The sequence below is a fragment of the Polaromonas sp. YR568 genome (assembly GCF_943369415.1).
GTDB lineage: Bacteria > Pseudomonadota > Gammaproteobacteria > Burkholderiales > Burkholderiaceae_C > Polaromonas.
This window is the reverse complement of sequence record NZ_CALRNF020000007.1, coordinates 67,357-89,989: the sequence shown is the minus strand read 5'-3', so window position 1 is coordinate 89,989 and position 22,633 is coordinate 67,357. Positions and strand designations below refer to the sequence as shown.

The window sequence follows — 22,633 nt, the reverse complement described above, 5'->3', positions numbered from 1 at the left end:
CCATGGCACAGTTTTTCATCGACCGCCCCATCTTCGCGTGGGTGCTGTCCATCGTCATCATGCTGGCCGGCGCCATGTCCATCAAGACGCTGCCGCTCGAGCAATACCCCGACATCGCGCCGCCGCGCGTGTCCATCAACGCGACCTACACCGGCGCCTCGGCCAAGACCGTCGAGGACTCGGTGACCCAGGTCATCGAGCAGCAGATGAAGGGCCTGGACCGGCTGCTTTATATGCAGAGCACCAGCGCCTCATCGGGCGCCGCGCGCACGCAGCTGACCTTCGAGGCCGGCACCAACATCGACGTGGCCCAGATGCAGGTGCAGAACAAGCTGCAGCAGGCGATCTCGCGCCTGCCGCAGGAAGTGCAAAGCCGCGGCGTCACCGTCACCAAGGGCGGCAATGACTTCCTGCTGATCGTCTCCATGTACTCCGCCGACGGCAGCGCCTCGGCGGTCGACGTCGGCGACTACATCACCAGCAGCCTGGTCGACGTGATCAGCCGCATCGACGGCGTCGGCGACGTGCAGACCCTGGGCACCGGCTACGCCATGCGCATCTGGCTGGACCCGGACAAGCTGCGCAAATATGCGCTGATGCCGTCCGACGTGATCTCGGCGCTGACGGCGCAGAACACGCAGGTGTCGGCCGGCCAGCTGGGCGCGCTGCCGGCCACCGGCGGGCAGCAGCTCAACGCCACCATCACCTCGCGCAGCAAGCTGCAGACGGCGGACCAGTTCAACAACGTGGTGCTGCGTGTGGCGCCCGACAGCGCGGTGGTGCGCCTGCAGGACGTGGCCCGGGTCGAGCTCGGCGCCGAGAACCTGACCGTGCGCTCGCTGCTGGGCGGCAAGCCCGGCGCCGGCATGGGCGTGGTGCTGGCCGACGGCGCCAACGCGGTCCAGGTCGCCGACGCGGTCAAGGCCAAGATCGCCGAGCTGGAGCCGCTGTTTCCCAACCAGCTCAAGACCTATGTGAGCTACGACACCACGCCCTTTGTCAGCGCCTCCATCGACGAGGTGGTCAAGGCGCTGGTCGAGGCCATGATCCTCGTCGTGCTGGTGATCTACATCTTCCTGCAGAACTTCCGCGCCACCCTGATCCCGGCCATCGCCGTGCCCGTGGTGCTGCTGGGCACCTTCGGCGTGCTGTCGGTGTTCGGTTATTCCATCAACACCCTGACCATGTTCGGCCTGGTGCTGGCCATCGGCCTGCTCGTCGACGACGCCATCGTCGTCGTCGAGAACGTCGAGCGCGTGATGAGCGAGGAGGGTCTCTCGCCCAAGGAAGCCACGCGCAAGTCCATGGCCGAAATCACGCCCGCGCTGGTCGGCATCGCGCTGGTGCTGTCGGCGGTGTTCATCCCCATGGCCTTCTTCGGCGGCTCCACCGGCGTGATCTACCGCCAGTTTTCCATCACCATCGTCTCGGCCATGGTGCTGTCGGTCTTTGTCGCGCTGACCCTGACGCCGGCGCTCTGCGCCACCCTGCTGCAACCGCTGCCCAAGGGCGAGCACCACGCCCACGCCGAGCCGCGCCCCGGGCTCGTGGGCTGGTTCGACCGCTTCTTCGGCGGCTTCAACCGGCGCTTCGACCAGACGGCCGACAGATACCAGGGCATCGTCGGCGGCATGATACGCCGCGGCAAGCGCAGCCTGGTGGTGTACGCGCTGATCTGCATCGCCATGGCCGTGATGTTCCTGCGCCTGCCCACTTCCTTCCTGCCCAACGAAGACCAGGCCTCGCTGTCGGTGCAGATCACCTTGCCGCCCGGCTCGTCGAACGCGCGCCTGCAGCCCATCATGGACCAGGTGCAGGACTACTTCCTCAAGCAGCCCGACGTCGTCAGCATCAACATGATCACCGGCCAGAACGGCGACCAGAGTTCGGCGCGCGCCTTCGTCATGCTCACGGAGTGGGCTAAACGCGAGACCAAAGAGCAGTCTTCCGACGCCATCGCCCGCAAGGCGACCAGCGACCTCTCGAAAATCCGCGATGCGCGTATCTATGTGTCGCTGCCGCCCGCGGTGCGCGGGCTGGGCGCCAACGCCGGCTTCAACTTCAACCTGAAAGACACCAACGGCCTGGGCCACGACGCGCTCGTGAAGGCCCGCGACCAGGTGGTGCAGCTGCTGGGCCAGCGCAAGGAAGTCGCCAACGTGCGCAGCAACAACCTGGACGACACGCCGCAGTTCGCCGTCGACATCGACGACGCCAAGGCCGGCGCGCTCAGCCTGCCCACCGGCGCCATCGACAGCACGCTGTCGACCGCGATGGGCGGCACCTACGTCAACGACTTCCTGAACAACGGGCGCGTCAAGCGCGTCTACCTGCAGGGCGACGCGCAGTTCCGCATGCTGCCCGAGGACATCAACCGCTGGAGCGTGCGCAACACGCTGGGGCAGATGGTGCAGTTCCCGGCGTTCTCGAGCACGCGCTGGACTTACGGCTCGCCGCAGCTGCAGCGCTACAACGGCAGCTCCAGCTACGAGTTCGTCGGCGACGCCGCGGCCGGCGTGAGCTCGGGCGTCGCGATGAACGCCGTCGAAGACGTCATGAAGCAGATGCCCGCCGGTATCGGTTATGAATGGACCGGCGCCTCGCTGCAGGAGCGCATCTCCGGCGCGCAGGCGCCCATGCTGTACGCGATTTCCATCCTCTTCGTGTTCCTGTGCCTGGCCGCGCTGTATGAAAGCTGGTCCGTGCCGTTTTCCGTGATCCTGGTCGTGCCGCTGGGCATCGTCGGTGCGCTGCTTTTCACCTGGACGCGCGGCCTGAGCAACGACGTCTACTTCCAGGTCGGCCTGCTCACCACCGTGGGCCTGTCGTCCAAGAACGCCATCCTGATCGTCGAATTCGCCAAGCAGCTGCAGGAGCAGGGCAAAAGTGTTCTCGAGGCCACGCTGCAGGCCGTGCGTTTGAGGCTGCGACCCATCCTGATGACCTCGCTGGCCTTCGGCTTCGGTGTGCTGCCCCTCGCCATCGGCACCGGCGCCGGCGCGGGCGGCCGCCAGTCCATCGGCACCGCAGTGCTGGGCGGCATGATCGTCGGCACCGCGCTCGGCATCTTTTTTGTCCCCTTGTTCTTTGTCATGATCCGCAGCTTTTTGCAGCGCCGCAAGAAACCCTCGACCGAGGGCGTCGAACCGGCCCACGCGGCCGAAGGGAGCCAGCCATGAGCCGGTTTTTGCGCGGCGCCATGCCGGCCCTGTCGCTGTTCGCCGCTGCCATGCTGCTGGCCGGTTGCGTCAACCTCGCGCCCGCTTACCGGCAGCCTGCCGCGCCGGTTCCCGCCGCATTTCCGGCCACCGGCCTTTCGGCTCCCGAGGCCCAGGCGCCGGCGTCCCTGGGCTGGCGCGAGTTTTTCCTCGATGCGCGCCTGCGTCGCGTGGTCGAGATCACGCTCGCCAACAACCGCGACCTGCGCGTCGCGGCACTCAACATCGAACGCGCGCGCGCCCAGTACGGCATCGCGCGGGCGGACGCCTTTCCCTCGGTCAATCTTGGCGCCGCCGCCTCGCGCGCCCGCACCTCCGGCAGCACGGGCAGCGCCAGCACCCTTGCGACCCAGTACAGCGTGAACCTGGGCCTGGTGAGCTACGAGCTCGACCTGTTCGGCCGGGTGCGCAACCTGGGCGATGCCGCGCTTGAGAGTTATTTCTCCGTCGATGAAACCCGGCGCAGCGCGCAGATCAGCCTGGTCGCCGAAGTGGCTTCGGCCTGGCTGGCGCTGGAAGCCGACACGCAGCGCCTCAAGCTCGCGCGAGACACGCTGGCCAGCCAGCAAAAATCGTTTGAGCTGATAGAGCGCAGCCACGCACTCGGCGCGCAATCGGGCCTGGCCCTGGCGCAGGCGCAAACTACCGTCGACAGCGCGCGCCTGCAGGCCGCCACCTATGACAGCCAGGTCGAGCAGGACCGCAACGCACTGGCCCTGCTGGCCGGCGGCCCGCTGCCTGATGATTTGCTGCCCACGCCCGGCACGCCGCTGTCCGCACCCGTCGCGCAGCTGCTGGTGCCGCCCGCGGGCCTGCCGTCCAGCGTGCTGCTGCAGCGCCCCGACGTGCTCGCGGCCGAGCACGTGCTGCGCGCCAGCAATGCCGACATAGGCGCGGCCCGCGCAGCCTTTTACCCGCGCATCTCGCTGACCGGCGCGGCCGGCACCGCCAGCGGCACCTTGTCGGGCCTCTTCAAAAGCGGCAGCAGCACCTGGAGTTTTGTGCCCTCGATCACCTTGCCTATCTTCGACGGCGGCGCCAACCGCGCCAACCTCAAGGTGGCCGAGGTGCAGCAGCAAATCCAGCTGGCCAGTTACGAAAAAACCCTGCAGACCGCCTTCCGCGAAGTCGCCGACGCCCTGGCCGCACGCCGCACGCTGGCCGAGCGCATGGCCGCCCAGCAGTCGCTGGTGGCAGCTTCGCAGCGCAGTTACGACCTGTCGCAGGCGCTGTTCCGAAGCGGCGGCGGCGCCTACCTCGACACGCTGATCGCGCAGCGCGCGCTCTACCTGGTGCAGCAGGACCTGATAGACCTGCAGCGCGTCGAGCAGGTGAACCGGCTCACGCTCTACAAGGTGCTGGGCGGCGGGTGGAGCGAGGCGTCAAACGCCTCCGCGGCGGTGGCGGCGCCCTGAGCGTTGCCGGCCGCGCGCCGCCGGACTACATCGACTGAAGAACAAACAGGGTCAGCTTCTGGATCAGCGGGCCTCTTTGCTCACGGCGGTAGGCTTTGAGCTCCTGGTGGAGGTCCAGTGTTGCGTCGATATCCCATTGCCTGGGCGGAAACCTGGCCCACACCAGCATCCTGAAAACCAGCAGCCGCGCGCAGTGGCCGTTTCCGTCGACGTAAGGGTGTATGGTCAAAAAGCGCTCGAACACCTTTGCCGCTTCGATGGCGAATTTCCTGAGCTGACGGTCCAGGGTTGCCGTCTGCCCCTCGCCGTCCACCCAGCGGTAGTAGCCGTTCATGATCTCGTTGCACTCTTCGTCGAGTTTGCGCATCGCCCCGTGCACCAGTTCAGGCGCCAGCCCGACCTTGTCGTCATCGGCCACCTTGACGGGGCAGGTGACGAGGTCGGGGCAGCCCGGCGTGCCGCGGTAGTTGCCGATGATGCAGGTGCACGATGCCGGCGTCATGCCCTGGAACATGAAGCCGTGCGCGGCGCGGGTGTCGAAATCGGCGCGGCCCACCACCGGCTCCGAGAGCAGGGCCGCATCGGTCAGGTAGCGGCAGCGCTTGCCAAGGCCCGCCTGCCGGTCCGGATGGCTGGTGTACGACCAGTATTTGCAGCTGCTGTGGTCTCCCATTGTCCCCGGCTGCATGGCCGGCCTCGCCTTGTTTTTTTCAGACTAGACGGCTTGCGCCCTCATCCGCTGCACGGCGGCCCTGGAGGCGGCCACCAGTTCCGGGTCGTCCATCAACTGGTCGTCCCTGTCGAAATCTTCCAGCGTGCCGCGAATGTCCTTGCTCAACTCCATGGAACGCCTGAGCGCGGCCTCGCAGGACTGCGCGGCCACGGCCAGGATTTCGAAGCGGGCCAGGGCCGCGTCCATGCCGGCCGCCATGCCGGCGAGATTGTCGAAGGCTGTCGCTACTTCCGGCGCGACACCCAGGGGGCGCAGGTCGTCGCTGCTCTTTCGGCACACTGTGATCAGGTGGCGGTTTTTTGCCCGCAGCTGGCGGAAGTCGTCAGTGAACTTCTGGTCGGGGATGTATGCGCGCTGTGACACCCGCTCATAAAAATCGTCGTAGCTGTCGTTGAACCACGCGATCGCCAGTTCCATGCGCTCTGTTTTGCGGACCAGCCGGCGATGCGCCACACGCAGCACCGCATCCAGCAGAAAAAGCGTGGGCCGGCCCAGCGTCTTGATCGCTGCGTTCAGGACCCATGTCTTGGTGGTGGGCGCGCTCCCCAGCTTGCGCACCTGGGAAATCTGCTGGCGGACATCACGATCAAAATCTGCGGTGCCGGGCATGGAAGCAGCAGTCATGATGTTTTCCTTGGGTTGTCTGGCCGTCCGTATTCACGGTGAACACACAGTCATACAACACATACAACAGTGTCATGCAGAACAGTGTCATGCAGTTTACGCAGGTTTGGGCGCAAAAGTCTCTCACAGCTGCGGGAGGGGATAAATACCGGGATTCCGGGCTTCCACCCGCACCGCGCCCGGCCAGACGAGGCGCATTGGCATAAGAAAGGCGGTTGATATGGCGAATCAAGCTGCCGCCGGCGCTCATCACGCGCGCCGGCAGTCCGTGAAAAACCGTCCGGCCGGGCGCGGTATTTATCGTGCGGACAGTTTTACCCGCGCTTGAAGGCACTCAGCCGCGCGTGCCTTTCAGCCACGAAGGACCCGCTCAGTCTCGCCGTCAGATCCTCCCTGCGCATCTCGGCGCCGCACACCTGGCAGGTGGGACCCAGGCCGGGATCCTCGCCGCACGGGATGTGCGTGTAGTGAATGGCGACTTCTTCCTCTTCGGTTTTGCACCAGGCTTCTCCCCAGGCGCGCAGCGCCAGGAAGACCGGATAAAAGGCCTGCCCCATGTCCGTCAGGTGGTACTCGTGGCGAAGAGGCTTGTCGTTGTACGGGCGGCGCTCGACCATGCCGTCCGCCTCCAGTTTCTTCAATCGCGTCGCCAGCATCTGCGGGGTGGCCTGCGTGTGCGCCTGAATCTCCTCGAAGCGGCGCGTGCCCAGGAACAGCTCCCTAAGTACCAGCACGGTCCAGCGGTCGCCGACGATGTCCTGGGCCCGGGCAACAGGGCACAGCGTTCCCTGTTCCATGGACGTCGGGGCCGGGGTTTGATCTGGTTTTTTGCGCATTTTGGCATCATACCTCTTGTCACTATGAAAATCATAGGTATAGTGGAAATCGTTTGCAAGATGGTTGGCAGACCTTCTCTTGTGAACCGCGGAATCAATGGATCTTCCGCGAACAACACCGGATGACATCGAAAGGTTTTCTCATGTCTGAATTGACCAAACAGGATATTGCCGCCATCGCCGACCGCTATGCCGCCGCATGGCTCTCCCGCGATCCCGGGGCGATTGTCGCGATGCACGCGCCCGGGTCGACATTCCAGGCGCACGGCCGTGGCGCGGAGGTGAAAGGCAAGGCCGCGTTGCTCAAGGAGTTCGCCGAAGTGTTTGAACGCTATCCCGGTTTCGGCGTGGAGACACACCGCCTCCTGCTGGGCGACAAACACTGGACGCTCGAATGGGACCTGACCTTCCAGCCGCCGGGGAAGGCGCGCAGGGGGTTCCGCGCGCTCGACGTTGTGGAGGTGGATGACGCCGGGCTTGTCACGAGGAAAGACACCTTCTTCGATTTTGCGCAGGTCAAAGCCGCGTTCGAAGCGGCATGAGGGACAAAAATATGACCAACGCCAAAGCGCCTGCCGCCAATAGCGTGACGCCCTTGTTCGACCGGGCCTTGACCACCGCCTTGCCGGTCGAACATCTGTTCGATCTCAGCATAGCCCTGGAGCTCGGCCAGGTGATCCCGACTCCTCTCGGCACCCGTTTGACCTTCGTGGTGAAGGGCGGCCGCTTCGAAGGCCCGCGCCTGCGCGGCGAAATGCTGCCGGGCGGCGGTGACTGGGTCTCCGTGGGCGCCGACGGCACCAGCCGCATGGATGTGCGCGCCACCTTGCGCACCGATGACGGCGTCCTCATTCACTATGAGTCGCACGGCATCCTCCGGTTTCCGGCGGACGGCCGCCAGCGCCTGGCCAGGGGTGAGCGACTGTCCTTCGATGAAAGCTACGTGCGCCCGACGCCCAGGTTCGAGACCTCCGACGAGCGCTACGCGTGGCTGTGCGGCATCGTCACCGTCGGCTACGGCGAATACGGCCCGGGCCGCATCGACCACCGGATGTATCGCATCCTGTGACAGGGCCTGCGCAGCGCGCGAAGAAACGTGCTGCGCAGGGCTTGGGCCCGGGCTTCGTCCCGTTCAGGCCGCCATCACCTGTTTGAGCTGCTGCGCGCACACGCGCAAGGGCTGCGCCGACTGCGCGGCCCTGGCCATGGCCATGGCGCCGGAATAGGTCGCCACCACCAGTGTCGCCAGCGCCTGCGGGCTGGCCGTGCCGCCGCGCCCGGCCTTTCTGTCGTCGCGGATCTTGCCGGCAATGGCCTGGCGCCAGGCGTCAAACAGCGCCGCCATCGGCACGCGGAATTCTTCCTCCCCCGACAGTTCCACCGCAAGGTTGTTCAGCGGGCAGCCGTTGACCCGGCCCTGGTCTTCCAGGCCGGCAATGATGCCGCTGAAGACCTGCTGGACGCCGCGTGATGCATCGGGCGCCGCCCGCAGCGGGGCGATCCAGCTTTCCTCGATCGCCGCGGCAACGCGTTCATGGACCACGGCCAGGCCCAGCGCCTTCTTGGTCGCGAAGTGGTGCGCGAGCGCGCCGCCGGTGGCGCCGGACAACTCTCTCAGGTCCTGCATGCTGGTGCTGGCATAGCCGCGCGTGGTGAAGGCCTCGAAGGCCGTGTCCAGCAAGCGCTGGCGCAGGCCGTCGGGGTCGTTGGTGCGGCCTGTTGCGGCAGGCGCGGGCATCTTCTTCATCGGCTTTCCTGCTGCGGTCTTCATGGGTTCAAACATGGCGGAGTTGACAAAACAGGATGATTGTCCTGTAATTCACGGCCTATGACAAGCCAAACCTCCGACACTCCAAAAACAACTGCCGGCCCCGTGATTGAACTGCGCCGCTATCGCTTGCACCCGGGCGCCCGCGAGACGCTGATTGACCTGTTTGACCGTGAATTCCTCGAAACGCAGGATGCGGCCGGCCTGTCCGTGCTGGCCCAGTTCCGCGACCTGGACGATCCCGACGCCTTTGTCTGGTTGCGGCGTTTTGAAGACCTGCCCCGCCGCGCGGAAGCGCTGCGCAGCTTCTACACCGGCCCGGTCTGGGCGCGGCACCGCGACGCGGCCAACGGCACCATGGTCAATTCCGACAACGTGCTGATGCTCAAGCCCCTGGGCGACGCCGTCATGCCGTCCTTGCTGGGCCCGGGCCCCTTGCCCCCCAGTTTTGGCGCGCACCGCCCACCGCCCGCGGCCGACCCGGGCGAAGCCGGCGTGTTCGAGATGACGGCGTGCTACCTCGCCCCGCGCACCGACACGGCGTTTGCCGCATGGTTTGAGGACGCGCTCCGCCCTGTATTGCTGGCCGCCGGCGCCACAGTCGAAGGCTGCTGGGTGGTGGACCACCGCGAGAACAATTTCCAGGGCCTGCCGGTGCGGGAAGGGGAGACGCTCTTCATCTGGCTGCTGCGCTTTGACGGACATGACGATCTGCAGCGGTTTCACCTGGAGCTGGCGGCTTCAGCGCTGTGGCGTGACCAGCTGCGGCCGGAGATGAACAAGCGCACCTGGCGTGACAACGAGGTGGTTAGGCTGGAACCGACGCGCCGATCATTGCTGCGGTGACGAAGAAATCCAAAGCGGATTTCATCCAATGACCAGGACGCGGGCCGGGCCTCCGCCCCGGCCCATGATTCAGGCTGGCTCGGTGGCGACCTGCGCAAGCAGCCACGCGCGAAATACCGTCAGTGCCTCCAGCGTCGATGATTCTTCCGGATACACCAGGTAGTAGCCGCGGGTGGACACCCATTGTTTCTTCGACAGCCGGCGCAAACGGCCGGTCGCCACCGCATCGCCGGCCATGAAATCGGGCAGCAGCACCGCGCCCAGGCCCGCCACCGCGGCATTCAGGGCCATGGACATCAACTCGTAGCGCGGTCCCTCCTGCCCGGTGCCGATCTGGATGCCGGCATGGTCGAACCATTTTTTCCACGCGTCCAGCACGGTGGTGTGGTGCACCAGTTCGGACATCGGCGTGCTGGCGCTCAGCGACTTTCCGTTTTTGGCGATCCATGCCGGTGCGGCATACGGCGCCATCGCCAGCGGCAGCACAAAATCGTTGTGCAGGCCGGCGCGTTTTCCGTCGCCGAATTCGAGCGAGGCATCCACCGGCATGCTCTTGAAATCAACCGAGCCCACGCGGGTGGCGAAATTCAGGGTGATCTCGCTGTGCGCGCGCGTGAAGTCAGGCAGGCGCGGAATCAGCCAATAGCTGCCCAGCGAGGCGCCGACCGACAGCGCCAGCGTGCCCCCGCGCCCCTTGAGCGCCATCACGTTGGCCGTCGCGCGTTCGAGGCGCTGGAGAATGGGGCCTACTTCGTCCAGGTAATAGCGGCCGGCTTCCGTGAGGATGACCGCGTCGCGGCGCCGCACGAAGAGCTTGAGGTCAAGCCGCCTTTCCAGCGCCATGATCTGGCGGCTGACCGCGCCCTGGGTGAGGTGCAACTCCTGCGCGGCCGCGGTGAAGGACCGCAGGCGCGCGCTGGCCTCAAGGCATACCAGGGACATGGTGGAAGGCGCGCGCAACATCATGGTGCATGAGAAAAAAACATGGAAGACGCAGAAATTGTCGTTTGTAGCCGAGGGTTTGTCCACGCATCATTCGGTTTCCTCATTGCTCAACCCAAGGTGGCCTCCATGAACGAATACCGGACCCAGCGGCGAACGCTCCTCAAACTGGGGGCTGCCGTGATGGCCTCATCGCCCCTGCTGGCACGCGCGGCCTGGCCGGACCGGCCCATCCGCCTGATCGTTCCCTCTGCCGCCGGCGGCTCGCCCGACAACATCTGCCGCATCCTGACCAGCGAATTGATGAAGAGCCTGGGACAGCCTTTTGTGATCGACAACAAGCCCGGCGCAAGCGGCAACATCGGCATGCAGGAGATCGTGCGCGCGGCGCCCGACGGCTACACGCTGGGCTACGGCAATGTGGGCACGCTGGCGATCAACAAATCGCTTTTCGCGAAACTTCCCTACGATCCCGAGAAGCAACTGCTGCCCGTGGCGCTGCTGGGATATGTCCAGAACGCGCTCGTCGTCAGGAACGACCTGGGCGTGAAGGACGTGGCCGGGTTGATCGCGCTGGCAAAGTCCAGGCCCGGCAAGCTCACCATGGCGTCGCCCGGCAACGGCACCACCGGCCACCTGGGCGGTGAACTCTTCAAGAGCATGACCGGCATCTTCATGACCCACGTGCCTTACCGCGGCAGCCCGCAGGCCATCCAGGACCTGATGGGCGGCCAGGTCGACCTGATGTTCGACAACCTGTCGTCCATCGCGCCGCACATCAAGAACGGGCGCATCAAGGCGCTCGGCGTTTCAGGCCGGGCGCGCAGCCCGCTGTTTCCCGACGTGCCCGCCATCGGCGAGTTCGTCAAGGGTTATGAAACGACGGCCTGGGGCGGCATTGTCGCGCCGGCCGGCACGCCGCGCGACATCGTCATGCGGCTCAATGGCGACATCAACAAGGTGCTGGGCAATGCCGCGGTGAATGAGCGCTATGCCGCCATTTCCTTCGAGACCACCATAGGCTCGCCAGACCGCCTGTTTGACCGCGCCCTGCGCGAGACGCGCATGTGGGCTGAGGTCGTCAAGCGCGCCGGCGTGCAGGTGGATTGAACCCGCATGTTCGATCTCATCATTGAAGGCGGCGAACTGATCGACGGGACGGGCGCCGCCCGGGTGCGCGCCGACCTCGGTGTGTCCCGGGGAAAAATCCTCTCCATCGGCGACCTGTCGGCCGAGCCGGCCGGCGGGCGGGTCAGCGCGCACGGGCGCATCGTCGCGCCGGGTTTTATCGACGTGCACACCCACGACGACCGCCTGCTGCTCACGCCCACGGCGGGGGCCCACCCCAAGTTGTCGCAGGGCGTGACGACGGTGGTGGCGGGCAACTGCGGCGTCAGCCTTGCCCCGCTGGAGACGGCAAATCCGCCGCCGCCCCTGGACATCCTGGGAGCGGACGGCTGGATCTACCCGGATTTCGCGGCCTACCTGGATGCGCTCGACGCGTCTCCCCTGGCCGTCAACGTCGCCTGCCTGGTGGGCCATTCCACGCTGCGGGTCAAGTACATGGCCGACCTTGAAAGGCCGGCCACCCGCGCGGAATCGGCGGGCATGGCGGCGGAACTGGCCCGCGCACTGGCCGCGGGCGCCATCGGGCTGTCGACGGGCTTGTACTATCCGCCCGCGAAAGCCGCCACCGCTGAAGAAGTGATTGCCGTGGGCGCGCAGCTCAAGGCCGCCGGCGGCATCGTGGCCATGCACATCCGCGATGAAGGCGACGCCATCGACGAGGCCTTGCGCGAGGCCCTGCACATAGGCCGCGAACTGGGTGTGGCCACCGTCATTTCCCACCACAAGCTGGTCGGCACGGCCAACCACGGCCGCTCCGTGCAGACATTGGCGATGCTGGAGCAGGCGGCGCGAGGGCAGTCGGTCTGCTTCGACTGCTATCCCTACAACGCCTCGTCCACCATGCTGCTGCCCTCCCGCGTGAAGCAGTCCAGCGACGTGCTGGTGACCTGGTCCGGGGCCGAGCCCGGTGTTGCCGGCCGCTCCCTGAAAGAGCTGGCGCGCGAGAGAAACCAGACCGAGGAAGAAGTGGCGCGGGCATTGCAGCCGGCCGGCGCCATCTACTTCGCGATGAGCGAGGACGACGTCAGCCGCATCCTGAGCCACCCTATGGCCATGATAGGTTCGGACGGCCTGGCGCACGACGTGCGCCCGCATCCGCGTCTGTGGGGGACTTTCCCCCGCGTGCTGGGGCATTACGTGCGGGAAAGAAAGCTGTTCCCGCTAGAGGCCGCCATTTACAAAATGACCGGACTCAGCGCCAGGCGCTTCGGCCTCGTCGGCCGCGGAACCCTGGCGCCCGGCCATCACGCCGACATCGTCATCTTCGACGAACACCGCGTCGCGGCCAACGCCAGTTACGAGCACCCCACCGAAGTCAGCTCGGGCATAGCCGCCGTCTTCGTCAACGGCCGGCTTGCCTGCCGCGACGGTGTCAGCGTCAACGTGGATGCCGGCCGGGTGCTGCGCAGGCAAGGTGCGCTTGCATGAGGGCGCCGCATGCTGCCGGCAGCGTGCCGACTTCGCCAAAGAACGTCAATCCGTGCCTGTGAGGCCCGCATCACGAGATCACCAGGTCAACCACCCGGCCCTGTCGCCGCGATGCCGCCGGCACGGCCCTCGGACCAGCCGCCGCCCAGCACCTTGTACAGCGTGACCAGGTTCGACATTCGCGAAAGCCGCATTCCTATCAGGTTCTGCTGCGCGCTGTAGAGCGAGCGCTGGGAATCAAGCACGGCAAGGTAGCTGTCTATGCCATGCGAGAAGCGGGCGCGCGACAGCGCCTCGCTCTCGGCCGTGGCGTTCACCAGGGACTGCTGCGCCTCCAGCTGGTCGCCGAGCGTGCTGCGCTGCGCCAGCGCATCCGACACCTCACGGAACGCGGTCTGTATCGCCTTTTCGTACTGGGCAACGTTGATCTCGCGGGTGATTTTTGCCACGTCAAGGTTGGCGCGGTTGGCGCCTCCATCAAAAATCGGCAGCGATATCTGCGGCAGGAAGCTCCAGGTGCCTGAGCCGCCCTGAAACAGGCCCGACAAGTCGGCGCTGGACGAGCCGGCCGATGCGGTCAGGCTGATACGCGGAAAAAAAGCCGCCCGTGCCGCGCCGATGCTGGCGTTGGCCGACTTCAGCTGGTGCTCGGCCTGCAGGATGTCGGGCCGGCGCTGCATCAGCGTTGAGGGCAAGCCGGCCGGCAGCTCAGGCAGCGCATTCAGCGAGTCGGCCAGGCGGGCGGGCAGCAATTCGTCCGGTACCGCCGATCCAACCAGAAGCATCAGCGCGTTGCGGTCCTGCGCCACCTGCGCGGTGTAGCGCGCCACGTCGACACGCGCGGTATCGACACTGGTCTGCGCCTGCCGTAGCGCCAGCGCCGACGTCACCCCGACCTCAAAGCTGCGCTGGCTGAGCCGGTAGGACTCGCCCTGGCTCGCCAGCGTGTTGCGCGCCAGGGCCAGCCGCTCCTGGTCGGCGCCCAGCGCCAGGTAGGCGTTTGCCACCTCGGACACCAGGCTGATGTGGGTGCTGCGGCGCGCCTCTGCGGTCGAGAGAAACTGCTCCAGCGCCTGCGCGCCCAGGCTGCGAACGCGGCCGAACAGGTCGACCTCGTAGGCGCTGACGCCGACGCCCGCGCTGTACTGGCGGCTGATCCCGGGGTTGCCCGGCAGGCGCAGACTGTCGGCCGTACGGGTGGCGCTTTGGCTGCCCGTGGCATTGACGGCGGGATACAGGCCGGCGTCCTGTACGCGGTACTGCGCGCGCGCTTTCTCGATATTGAGGGCGGCCACGCGCAGGTCGCGGTTGTTGGCCAGAGCCAGCGCCACAACCCGGCGCAGGCGCTCATCGGCAAAAAATTCACGCCAGCCGATGTCGGCCGCGTCAACGGGCGAGGACGAGGACGGGCCACCGGGCGAGGCGGCCGCCGGGTAGGCCGCGGGCACCGGCAGCGCCGGCTGTTCATAAGTGGGCATCAGGCTGCAGCCGCCCAGGGCGGCCGCGCAGGCCAGGGTGATCAAGGTCAAGCGGGTCATGTCAACGGCCTTCCAGCAAAGGGGTTTCGGTATGCGTCACCGGCGGTGCGGCAACGGCGTTGGGCCTCCTGTCGAACAGTCGGCGCACGACCACGAAGAACAGCGGCACGAAGAAGACGGCCAGCACCGTGCCCGAGACCATGCCGCCGACCACGGCCGTGCCCAGCGCGTTCTGCGCGCCGGCCCCCGCGCCCTTGCCCAGCATCAGCGGGAGGACACCCAGGATGAACGCCAGCGAGGTCATCAGGATGGGCCGCAAACGCATACGCGCCGCGGTGAGCGCCGACTCGACCAGGCCCATTCCCCGGGCGTGCAAGTCCTTCGCGAACTCCACGATCAGGATGGCATTCTTCGACGCCAGGCCCACGGTCGTCAGCAAGCCGACCTGGAAATAGACGTCATTCATCTTCCATGCCAGCAGCGCACCGATCACCGTACCCAGCACACCCAGCGGCACCACCAGGATCACCGAGAACGGGATGGACCAGCTCTCGTACAAGGCCGCCAGGCACAGGAATACGACAAGGATGGATACCGCGTACAGCAGCATGGCCTGGCCACCGGCCTCGCGCTCCTGGCGCGAGATGCCGGTCCACTCAAAGCCGATGCCGGCGGGCAGCTTGGCCGCGTGGCGCTCCACCAGGTCGAGCGCCTGTCCGCTGGACATCGCGCCGGGCATGGCCATGCCCAGGATCTCGACCGAAGGCACGCCGTTGTAGCGTTCCAGCCTCGGAGAGCCTGAGGTCCAGCCGGCCTTGGCGAACGCGCTGAAGGGCACCATCGCGCCACCGGCGTTGCGCACAAACCAGTTGTCGATGTCGCCCGGCAGCATCCGGAACGGCGCATCGGCCTGCAGGAACACTTTCTTCACGCGCCCCTTGTCGATGAAATCGTTGACGTAGCTGCTGCCCCAGGCCGCCGAAAAGGTGTTGTTGACGTCGGACATCGTCAGGCCCAGCGCGCCGGCCTTGTGCTCGTCGATGTCCAGCCGGAACTCGGGCGTGTCTTCCATGCCGTTGGGCCGGACGGCGACCAGGCCTTTTTCCTTCATCAATGCACCCAGCAGCTGGTTGCGCGCCTGCATCAGCGCATCATGGCCGAGGTTGGCGCGGTCTTGCAGCATCAAATCAAAGCCGCTGGCATTGCCGAGTTCGGACACTGCCGGCGGCGCAAAAGCGAACACCGTCGCATCGCGCAGCTGCGAAAAGCGGCTGATCGCCTTGCTGGCGACCGCCGAGGCGCTCAGCCCGGGGCGCGTGCGTTCGCTCCAGGGCTTGAGCTTGACGAAGGCGAAACCCGCGTTTTGCCCGCTGCCGGCGAAGCTGAAGCCCGCCACCGTGAAGATCGAATCGACCGCATCCTTCTGGTCCACCAGGAAGTGATGCTCAACCTGCTCGATCACCTTCATCGTGCGGTCCTGCGTCGCGCCGGGCGGCAGCTGCACCAGCGCGAACAGGGACCCCTGGTCTTCATCCGGCAGGAAGCCGGCGGGAATCTTCGCGAACACGAAGCCAACCGCGAGCACCAGCACCGCGTAGCCCGCCATGTAGCGCCAGCCGCGGCCCAGCATGTGGCGCACCACGCCCTGGTAGCCGCGGTTGCCGCGGTCGAACAGGCGGTTGAACGCGCCGAAGAAGCCGGTGGTCGCCAGCGCGTGGCCTTTTTCCACGGGTTTGAGCAGCGTGGCGCACAGCGCCGGCGTGAGGACCATGGCGACCAGCACCGACAGCGTCATCGCCGAGACGATGGTGACGGTGAACTGGCGGTAGATCACGCCCGTCGAGCCGCCGAAGAATGCCATCGGCACAAATACGGCCGCCAGCACCAATGCCACGCCCACCAGGGCACCGGTGATCTGCCCCATGGATTTGCGTGTGGCCTCGAGCGGCGAGAGCCCTTCTTCGCTCATGACCCGCTCGACGTTCTCCACCACCACGATGGCGTCGTCAACCAGCAAGCCGATGGCCAGAACCATCGCCAGCATGGTCAGGGTGTTCAGCGAATAGCCGAAGGCTGCCAGCACGCCAAAAGTGCCGAGCAGCACCACCGGCACCGCGATCGTCGGGATCAGCGTCGCGCGGAAGTTCTGCAGGAAGAGGTACATCACGACAAAGACCAGCACAATGGCTTCGATCAGCGTCTTCACCACCTCTTCGATGGAGATGCGCACAAAAGGCGTGGTGTCGTAAGGCTTGACCACCTCCACGCCGGGCGGGAAGAACTTGCTCAGTTCGCCGATCTTCGCGTCGATGCCGCGCACCGTGTCCAGGGCGTTCGCGCCCGTCGCCAGCTTGATGGCAAGGCCGGCGGCGGGCTTGCCGTTGAAGCGGCCGACGGTGGCATAGCTCTCGCTGCCCAGTTCGATGCGGGCGACGTCGCTCAAACGCACCGCGGAGCCATCGGCCTGCGTGCGCAGCAGGATCGCTTCGAATTCGGCGGCGGTCTTCAGCCGTGTCTGCGCGGTAATCGTGGCGTTCAGCTGCTGGTTTTTCACTGCCGGCAGGCCGCCGAGCTGGCCCGCGGAGACCTGGGCGTTCTGCGCCTGGATCGCGTTCTTCACGTCCAGCGGAGTCAGTTTGAAGCTGTTGAGCTTGCCCGGATCGAGCCAGATGCGCATCGCATACGAGGCGCCGAACAGTGTGGTGTCGCCCACGCCCTCGACACGGCTGACCGCATCCTGCACGCTGGCCGCGACGTAGTCCGACAGGTCGGCGTCGGTGAGCTTGCCGTCCCTGGACACGAAAGCCAGCACGTTCAGGAAATTGTTCGCCGACTTGGTGACCTGCACGCCTTGCTGCTGCACCTCCTGCGGCAGCAACGGCGTGGCAAGCGCCAGCTTGTTCTGCACCTGCACTTGGGCGGTGTCCGGGTCGGTGCCGTTCTCGAAAGTCAGCGTGATGGTGACCGCGCCCGACGATTCACTGGTGGACGCGATGTAAGCCAGCCGGTCCAGGCCCTTCATCTTCTGCTCGATGACCTGGGTCACCGTGTCTTCCAGCGTCTTGGCCGATGCGCCCGGGTAGCTGGCCGAGATGGCGATGGCCGGCGGTGCGATGGTCGGGTATTGCGCGATGGGGAGGATCTTGATGGCCATCACGCCGCCCAGCATCACGATGATGGCGAGTACCCAGGCGAAGATCGGGCGGTCGATGAAAAAACGAGCCATGGTGTAAATCTCCTGGAAGTCAGTTCGCGGCCACGCGCGCAACGGGAGCGCTGGCAGGTGCGGCCGGCGGCGCGGCGACCTTGACCACCTGGCCTGGGTGCGCCTTCTGCTGCCCCTCGACGACCAGGCGGTCCCCCGCCTTCAGGCCGGCCGTCACCAGCCACTGGTCACCGACGGCGCGGCCGGTGGTAATGGCCCGCGATTCAAGCTTGCCGTCTGCGCCGACCACAAAGGCAAGGGCGTTTCCGGTGGCGTCGCGACTGACCGCCGGTTGCGGCACCAGCAAGGCCTCGTCGCTCACACCTTCCTCCACCACGGCGCGCACATACATGCCCGGCAGCAGGTCGGCCTTTGGATTGGGGAACACGGCGCGCAGCGTGATCGCACCCGTCCCCTGATCGACCGTCACGTCGGAAAACTGCAGCTTGCCGTTCAGCGGATAGGTGCTGCCGTCTTCCAGCAGCAGCTTGACGACCGCGGCATCCGGGCCGCCGCGCTTCAGATGGCCTTGCGCCAGCGCATGCTTGAGCCGCAGCACGGAACTGCTCGACTGGGTCACGTCCACATAAATGGGGTCCAGCTGCTGCACGGTCGACAGCAGCGCCGCCTGGTTTGCCGTGACCAGCGCGCCGGGCGTCACCGACGACTTGCCGATGCGCCCCGAGATCGGCGACACGACACGCGTGTAGGCCAGGTTGATTCGCGCGCTCTCCAGCGCCGCCTTGGCGCCGGCCACGTCGGCTTCGGCTTGCTGCAGTGCGGCCGATGCGTCGTCCTGGTCCTGCTGGCTGACCGCCTTGATGGCGGCCAGCTCGCTGTAGCGCTGTGATTTCAGCCGCGTCGAATGCACATTCGCTTCGCTCCTGTCCAGGGCGGCACGGGCGTTGTCGTAGCTGGCCTGGTAGCTCGCCGGATCGACCTGGTACAGCGCCTGGCCGGCTTTCACCAGTCCTCCCTCCTCGAAATTGCGCGTCTTGACCAGGCCCGTGACCTGCGGGCGCACTTCGGCAATCTGGTAGGGCACGGTGCGGCCCGCAAGTTCGGTGTTGAATGCAAACCGCTGCGGCTGCACCACCAGCACGCTGACCTGCGGCGGCCCCGAGGCCTCGGGCGGGGCGCCGTTCGGCGGGTCTCCGCAGGCCGCCAGCAGCACCGACAGCAGAACCGGCAATGCGGCCCCGCGGGGCAGGGAAAGAATCGAAGGCATGGGAAAGCTCCTTGAACGTGGCGAAATGCCGGAATCAATCCAGGAAAATCACCGTATAAACATACTGATGAGTATATTATAGGAATTGACCCATTCTTGATGTCAAGAGATAATGAACTCATCAGTTCAAAATAAAGGCATTGACGTGAGAGTAAAAACCGAGGCAAAGCGCGAGTCCATCCTCGAAATCGCATCGCAGGTGTTTCAGGAAATGGGCTACGAACGCACGTCGATGGATGAGATTGCCGCGCGCATGGGCGGCTCGAAGGTCACGCTGTACGGCTACTTCCCGTCAAAGCAGCACCTTTTCCTGGAAGTCGCCAACTACGCCGGAATGCGCCAGCTGGGACCGGCCTTCGATGAACTTGTGCCCGGCAGCGACGACTTGCCGCGCATGCTGCGCCGCTTCGGCGAGAAGTTCCTGTCATTCGTCTGCACACCGGAGGCCGCGGGTACATACCGCATGGTGGTCGCGCAATCCGGCCAGTCCGACATAGGCCGCAGTTTTTTTGAACTGGGGCCCAAACGCGGCGAAGACCTGATCGCGGCTTTCCTTCAGTCCGAGATGGACAGCGGCCGGCTCAAGAAGGCGGACGCATCGATTGCGGCCATGCAGCTGTCGGCGTTGTTGACGGCCGAGACCCAGCATCGCACCCTGATGGGCGTGACGGCCTCACACACGCGCCAGCAGATCAAACAGATGGTTGACCGCGCGGTGGCGGTTTTCATGGATGCGTATACCCCATGAATACCGGCGGCAATTATGGAGACTTGCTTGAAACACGGCCAATCCTCACGACCGTTCGCCCCGGCCTGTCGCAGGGCTTCGACAGGATTCGCCCGAACGGCGTGGTGTCTTGATCTACAAAAACATCCATCGTCATTTGGACCTGCGCAGTGCTGATGTCGTCCAGGCCAGGAAGCGCTTATCGTGACTGCAAACCGTTTGACGGCCTGACCGCCAGCGCCACAATCGCCGCACCGGCGGCCACCACCAGCGCGTCCTCGATCAGGCCGCTGCGGGTCTGGCCCATGCGCGCCATCGCGCGCTTGCGGCCCGCCAGCGTCAGATAGGCCAGCGGCACGGCGGTCGCAACCGCCGTCAAGGCGCCGGCCCGCTCACGGCCACGCGGCGCCAGTGCGGCGCCTGCGATGCCCGCGCTCATCACCCGCGCCAGCAGCCCCAGAAACACCGTGCGGTCGGGCGCGGTCTTCATCTTGTCGCCGAACAATTCGCCCACACCCATGGCCAGGGCGCCGTTCCTGAACAGCGGGCGGTCCAGCAGCACAAGCTGCCCCGGCGTGCGACGGTCCAGCAGCCGCGCCGCCGCGATGGTGGCCATGGGCGTCATGGAGCGCGCACTGGCCACCGCGCCTATGAGGGCGGAGAAGATCAAGCTGTCGTCTTTCATGTTTCATTCCGTGGAGGTGGTACTGAATCCATGGTGCTTGGGCCTGCTGCGTGGAAGTAGGGGAAAAGCACCCGAGCGGGCGTAGGAAGCGGCGAAGGGCATCACACCGAAGCCGCTTCTGTGGTCGACTGGCGAGAGGCTTGCTTCCGCCCGACCAGATACCATCGGCAGGAAGCGGCCATCGCGGCCCCAGGAGATGCAATTGAAAGTCCAAGGCCAATGCCATTGCGGCGCGATTCACTACGAAGCGGAAGTCGAGCCGGGCACCATCACGGTCTGCCATTGCACCGACTGCCAGACGCAATCCGGCTCCGCGTTCCGGGCCAATATCCCGGCGCCTGCAAGCGGCTTCCGGCTGGTGAAGGGCACACCCCGCACCTACATCAAGACCGCGGCCAGTGGATCGAAGCGGGTGCTCGCTTTTTGCGAGGTCTGCGGCAGTCCCCTGTATGCCTGCGCTGTGGAGAACCCGCAGGCCTACTCGCTCCGCATCGGCACGCTGAAGCAGCGGCATGAACTGGGCGCCCCGCAGCGGCAAATCTGGACGCGACGCTGTCTTTCATGGGTGACCTTGCCGGCGGAGCTGGAGGCTTTTGATGGCCAGCCATGAGAGGTGAATCTCTTTGCCTGCGTATCACCACCACACTCAAGGCAGCGTGCATTCAGCCCTAGCTTCCTGATTGCACGGAAAGTCCGTATGCCCAGCTCGCCCTGGGCGCCCTCGCGGCTGGTGAAGCCGCCGCACCAGAGGACGGCGGCGGGAAACGCCGTCCTCACCTTGGCCGGCACCCCATGATCGACAGGGTGTTTCTTGAACCCGGCGCTCTCCATGTCGTCCCGTGGACACGGGCTGGGTCCATTCTCTTTCGCGACACGAGCGATTACCACTTAAGGACGATGGGATCCGAAGATTCCGGTCGCCACATAGCGCTATCGCTCTACAACATTTCTTTTTAAAAATGATGAAACCCATCCCGGACCCGGCGCCACTTTCCCTGTCGCGGCATTCGCCGCACAATCTTCGCCTGCCACCTCATCCGGGCAGGCGGTTCATCTTGAACAACACGAAAGGATTTCCATGAGCACGTTCATCACCAAAGACGGCACGCAGATCTATTACAAGGACTGGGGAACCGGTCCCGTCGTGAGCTTCAGCCACGGCTGGCCGCTCAATTCCGACGCCTGGGAGGCGCAGATGTTTCACCTCGCTTCCAACGGCTTTCGCTGCATCGCGCATGACCGCCGCGGGCACGGCCGGTCGAGCCAGCCCTGGCACGGAAACGACATGGACACGTATGCGGACGACCTTAACGAGCTTTTCAGCGCGCTGGATGTGAAAGGCGTCACCATGATCGGCCACTCCACGGGGGGCGGCGAAGTTGCGCGCTACATCGGCCGTCACGGCACGAAGCGGGTAGCCAAGGCTGTCCTGATGGGTGCCGTCCCGCCCATCATGGTCAAGACCACGGCCAATCCAGGCGGGCTGCCGATGGAGGTGTTCGACGGCTTTCGCAAGGCGTATCTTGCGGACCGTGCCCAGTTCTTCCTGGACGTGGCGAGCGGGCCGTTCTTCGGCTTCAACCGTCCCGGCGCCAAGGTGTCCCAGGGGCTGATCCAGTCCTGGTGGACGCAAGGGATGATGACCGGCCACAAGAATGCCTACGACTGCATCAAGGCATTCTCTGAAACCGACTTCACCGAGGACCTGAAAAAATTCGATGTGCCGACGCTGGTCATCCACGGTGACGACGACCAGATCGTTCCCATAGGCGCTTCGGCCATGCTCTCTTCAAAGCTGATCAAGGGCGCGACCCTGAAAATTTACCCGGGCGGCACGCACAGCCTGGGAGACACCAGCAAAGACAAGCTGAACGCCGACCTGCTGGCATTCGCGAAGTCCTGACGCATGAAGGCGGCTGCTGGATGGCCCCGGCGCCTGCCGCATTGCAAGGATTGCCATGGCACTCAAATCAGAAGTTCAATTTCTCGAGTTCGGCCTCAGTCAGGTCGCGAACGCGCTTCGTTGATTCCCGGGCCTGCAGGGCAGCCAGTGCGGGGTCGGCCTGCGTCAACAGATCTGCCAGAGTGACTCCTGGCGCAATGGCATCGAGGTAGCGGAGCACCTGTCCAATCGCCAGACCGGGGTCGCCCTTTTCCAGGCGGTAGGCGGTGTTGCGCGAGAACCCTGCGCGCAAAGCCGCATCGGCCTGCTTGATCTTGTGCGCCTGGCGCAAGCGCGCAAGGAGATGGCCGAGATGGGTGATTTCTTGCGCGAGGTCTGGGGTCAGTATTGCCGACTGTTTTACTTTCATGTTCGTCAAATCATTCATTATGCTGATAAAGATTGATTTAACGAACATCAAATGGCGAAA

20 protein-coding genes are annotated in these 22,633 nt (G+C 65.4%); 10 read left to right on the top strand and 10 right to left on the bottom strand.

What is annotated here, in order from left to right; genetic code table 11:
* Positions 1 to 2 precede the first annotated feature (2 nt).
* Together ACLV74_RS06900 and ACLV74_RS06895 are read left to right on the top strand one after the other, a co-directional pair.
* Positions 3 to 3,179 carry an efflux RND transporter permease subunit gene (locus ACLV74_RS06900; protein ID WP_411878631.1) on the top strand — a complete coding sequence of 1,059 codons (3,177 nt, stop codon included), beginning with the start codon at positions 3 to 5 and terminating at the stop codon, positions 3,177 to 3,179.
* Positions 3,176 to 4,633 carry an efflux transporter outer membrane subunit gene (locus tag ACLV74_RS06895; protein WP_411878630.1) on the top strand — a complete coding sequence of 486 codons (1,458 nt, stop codon included), beginning with the start codon at positions 3,176 to 3,178 and terminating at the stop codon, positions 4,631 to 4,633. Before ACLV74_RS06900 ends, ACLV74_RS06895 begins: the two co-directional genes overlap by 4 nt.
* A gap of 25 nt (positions 4,634 to 4,658) precedes the next feature.
* On the opposite strand, the gene ACLV74_RS06890 is transcribed toward ACLV74_RS06895, so the two are convergent.
* The 3 genes from ACLV74_RS06890 to ACLV74_RS06880 all read right to left on the bottom strand — a co-directional run bounded on the left by ACLV74_RS06890 (position 4,659) and on the right by ACLV74_RS06880 (position 6,787).
* Positions 4,659 to 5,321, bottom strand: coding sequence for a Fic family protein (locus tag ACLV74_RS06890; protein WP_411878629.1), 663 nt, complete (start codon positions 5,319 to 5,321; stop codon positions 4,659 to 4,661).
* Positions 5,322 to 5,348: 27 nt separating this feature from the next.
* Positions 5,349 to 5,990, bottom strand: a complete 642-nt coding sequence (locus ACLV74_RS06885; RefSeq protein WP_411878628.1) for a hypothetical protein — start codon at positions 5,988 to 5,990, stop codon at positions 5,349 to 5,351.
* A gap of 314 nt (positions 5,991 to 6,304) precedes the next feature.
* Entirely contained in the window at positions 6,305 to 6,787 is a 483-nt protein-coding gene (locus tag ACLV74_RS06880) for a winged helix-turn-helix transcriptional regulator (protein ID WP_411878627.1), read from the bottom strand.
* 182 nt (positions 6,788 to 6,969) lie between these two features.
* Between ACLV74_RS06880 and ACLV74_RS06875 the strand changes: the two genes are divergently transcribed.
* Positions 6,970 to 7,368 carry a nuclear transport factor 2 family protein gene (locus tag ACLV74_RS06875; RefSeq protein WP_411878626.1) on the top strand — a complete coding sequence of 133 codons (399 nt, stop codon included), beginning with the start codon at positions 6,970 to 6,972 and terminating at the stop codon, positions 7,366 to 7,368.
* Positions 7,365 to 7,895, top strand: a complete 531-nt coding sequence (locus ACLV74_RS06870; RefSeq protein ID WP_411878625.1) for a DUF3237 domain-containing protein — start codon at positions 7,365 to 7,367, stop codon at positions 7,893 to 7,895. Before ACLV74_RS06875 ends, ACLV74_RS06870 begins: the two co-directional genes overlap by 4 nt.
* Before the next feature lie 63 nt (positions 7,896 to 7,958).
* Here the strand turns inward: ACLV74_RS06870 and ACLV74_RS06865 are convergent, their stop codons facing one another.
* Positions 7,959 to 8,609, bottom strand: a complete 651-nt coding sequence (locus tag ACLV74_RS06865) for a TetR family transcriptional regulator C-terminal domain-containing protein (RefSeq protein ID WP_411878624.1) — start codon at positions 8,607 to 8,609, stop codon at positions 7,959 to 7,961.
* A gap of 90 nt (positions 8,610 to 8,699) precedes the next feature.
* Between ACLV74_RS06865 and ACLV74_RS06860 the strand changes: the two genes are divergently transcribed.
* Positions 8,700 to 9,440 (top strand): NIPSNAP family protein, encoded by a 741-nt coding sequence (locus tag ACLV74_RS06860; protein WP_411878623.1) that lies wholly within the window; start codon positions 8,700 to 8,702, stop codon positions 9,438 to 9,440.
* Between the two features lie 69 nt (positions 9,441 to 9,509).
* Here the strand turns inward: ACLV74_RS06860 and ACLV74_RS06855 are convergent, their stop codons facing one another.
* Positions 9,510 to 10,406 (bottom strand): LysR substrate-binding domain-containing protein, encoded by an 897-nt coding sequence (locus ACLV74_RS06855; protein ID WP_411878622.1) that lies wholly within the window; start codon positions 10,404 to 10,406, stop codon positions 9,510 to 9,512.
* Positions 10,407 to 10,511: 105 nt separating this feature from the next.
* Between ACLV74_RS06855 and ACLV74_RS06850 the strand changes: the two genes are divergently transcribed.
* Positions 10,512 to 11,492, top strand: coding sequence for a Bug family tripartite tricarboxylate transporter substrate binding protein (locus tag ACLV74_RS06850; protein ID WP_411878621.1), 981 nt, complete (start codon positions 10,512 to 10,514; stop codon positions 11,490 to 11,492).
* A gap of 6 nt (positions 11,493 to 11,498) precedes the next feature.
* Complete coding sequence (locus ACLV74_RS06845; RefSeq protein ID WP_411878620.1) at positions 11,499 to 12,938, top strand: N-acyl-D-amino-acid deacylase family protein; 1,440 nt, start codon at positions 11,499 to 11,501, stop codon at positions 12,936 to 12,938.
* A gap of 86 nt (positions 12,939 to 13,024) precedes the next feature.
* On the opposite strand, the gene adeC is transcribed toward ACLV74_RS06845, so the two are convergent.
* From adeC to ACLV74_RS06830, 3 genes are read right to left on the bottom strand one after another with little or no spacing between them, the layout of a single operon-like run.
* The gene (adeC, locus tag ACLV74_RS06840) at positions 13,025 to 14,476 is read right to left on the bottom strand and encodes an AdeC/AdeK/OprM family multidrug efflux complex outer membrane factor (RefSeq protein WP_411878619.1); all 1,452 of its coding nucleotides are present in this window, start codon (positions 14,474 to 14,476) and stop codon (positions 13,025 to 13,027) included.
* Between the two features lies 1 nt (position 14,477).
* Positions 14,478 to 17,642: an efflux RND transporter permease subunit gene (locus ACLV74_RS06835; protein WP_411878618.1), complete on the bottom strand. Its 3,165-nt coding sequence runs from the start codon at positions 17,640 to 17,642 to the stop codon at positions 14,478 to 14,480.
* A gap of 19 nt (positions 17,643 to 17,661) precedes the next feature.
* Complete coding sequence (locus ACLV74_RS06830) at positions 17,662 to 18,849, bottom strand: efflux RND transporter periplasmic adaptor subunit (RefSeq protein ID WP_411878617.1); 1,188 nt, start codon at positions 18,847 to 18,849, stop codon at positions 17,662 to 17,664.
* Between the two features lie 145 nt (positions 18,850 to 18,994).
* Here ACLV74_RS06830 and ACLV74_RS06825 point away from each other — a divergent pair, with 145 nt between their 5' ends.
* A complete protein-coding gene (locus ACLV74_RS06825; RefSeq protein ID WP_411878616.1) occupies positions 18,995 to 19,597 on the top strand; it encodes a TetR/AcrR family transcriptional regulator in 603 nt (200 codons plus the stop codon).
* A 178-nt stretch (positions 19,598 to 19,775) separates the two neighbouring features.
* Here the strand turns inward: ACLV74_RS06825 and ACLV74_RS06820 are convergent, their stop codons facing one another.
* A complete protein-coding gene (locus ACLV74_RS06820; RefSeq protein ID WP_411878615.1) occupies positions 19,776 to 20,261 on the bottom strand; it encodes a hypothetical protein in 486 nt (161 codons plus the stop codon).
* Between the two features lie 202 nt (positions 20,262 to 20,463).
* Between ACLV74_RS06820 and ACLV74_RS06815 the strand changes: the two genes are divergently transcribed.
* Together ACLV74_RS06815 and ACLV74_RS06810 are read left to right on the top strand one after the other, a co-directional pair.
* The gene (locus ACLV74_RS06815; protein ID WP_411878614.1) at positions 20,464 to 20,871 is read left to right on the top strand and encodes a GFA family protein; all 408 of its coding nucleotides are present in this window, start codon (positions 20,464 to 20,466) and stop codon (positions 20,869 to 20,871) included.
* Positions 20,872 to 21,339: 468 nt separating this feature from the next.
* A complete protein-coding gene (locus ACLV74_RS06810; protein ID WP_411878613.1) occupies positions 21,340 to 22,164 on the top strand; it encodes an alpha/beta fold hydrolase in 825 nt (274 codons plus the stop codon).
* 67 nt (positions 22,165 to 22,231) lie between these two features.
* On the opposite strand, the gene ACLV74_RS06805 is transcribed toward ACLV74_RS06810, so the two are convergent.
* Complete coding sequence (locus ACLV74_RS06805; protein ID WP_411878612.1) at positions 22,232 to 22,621, bottom strand: helix-turn-helix domain-containing protein; 390 nt, start codon at positions 22,619 to 22,621, stop codon at positions 22,232 to 22,234.
* Between the last annotated feature and the right edge of the window lie 12 nt (positions 22,622 to 22,633).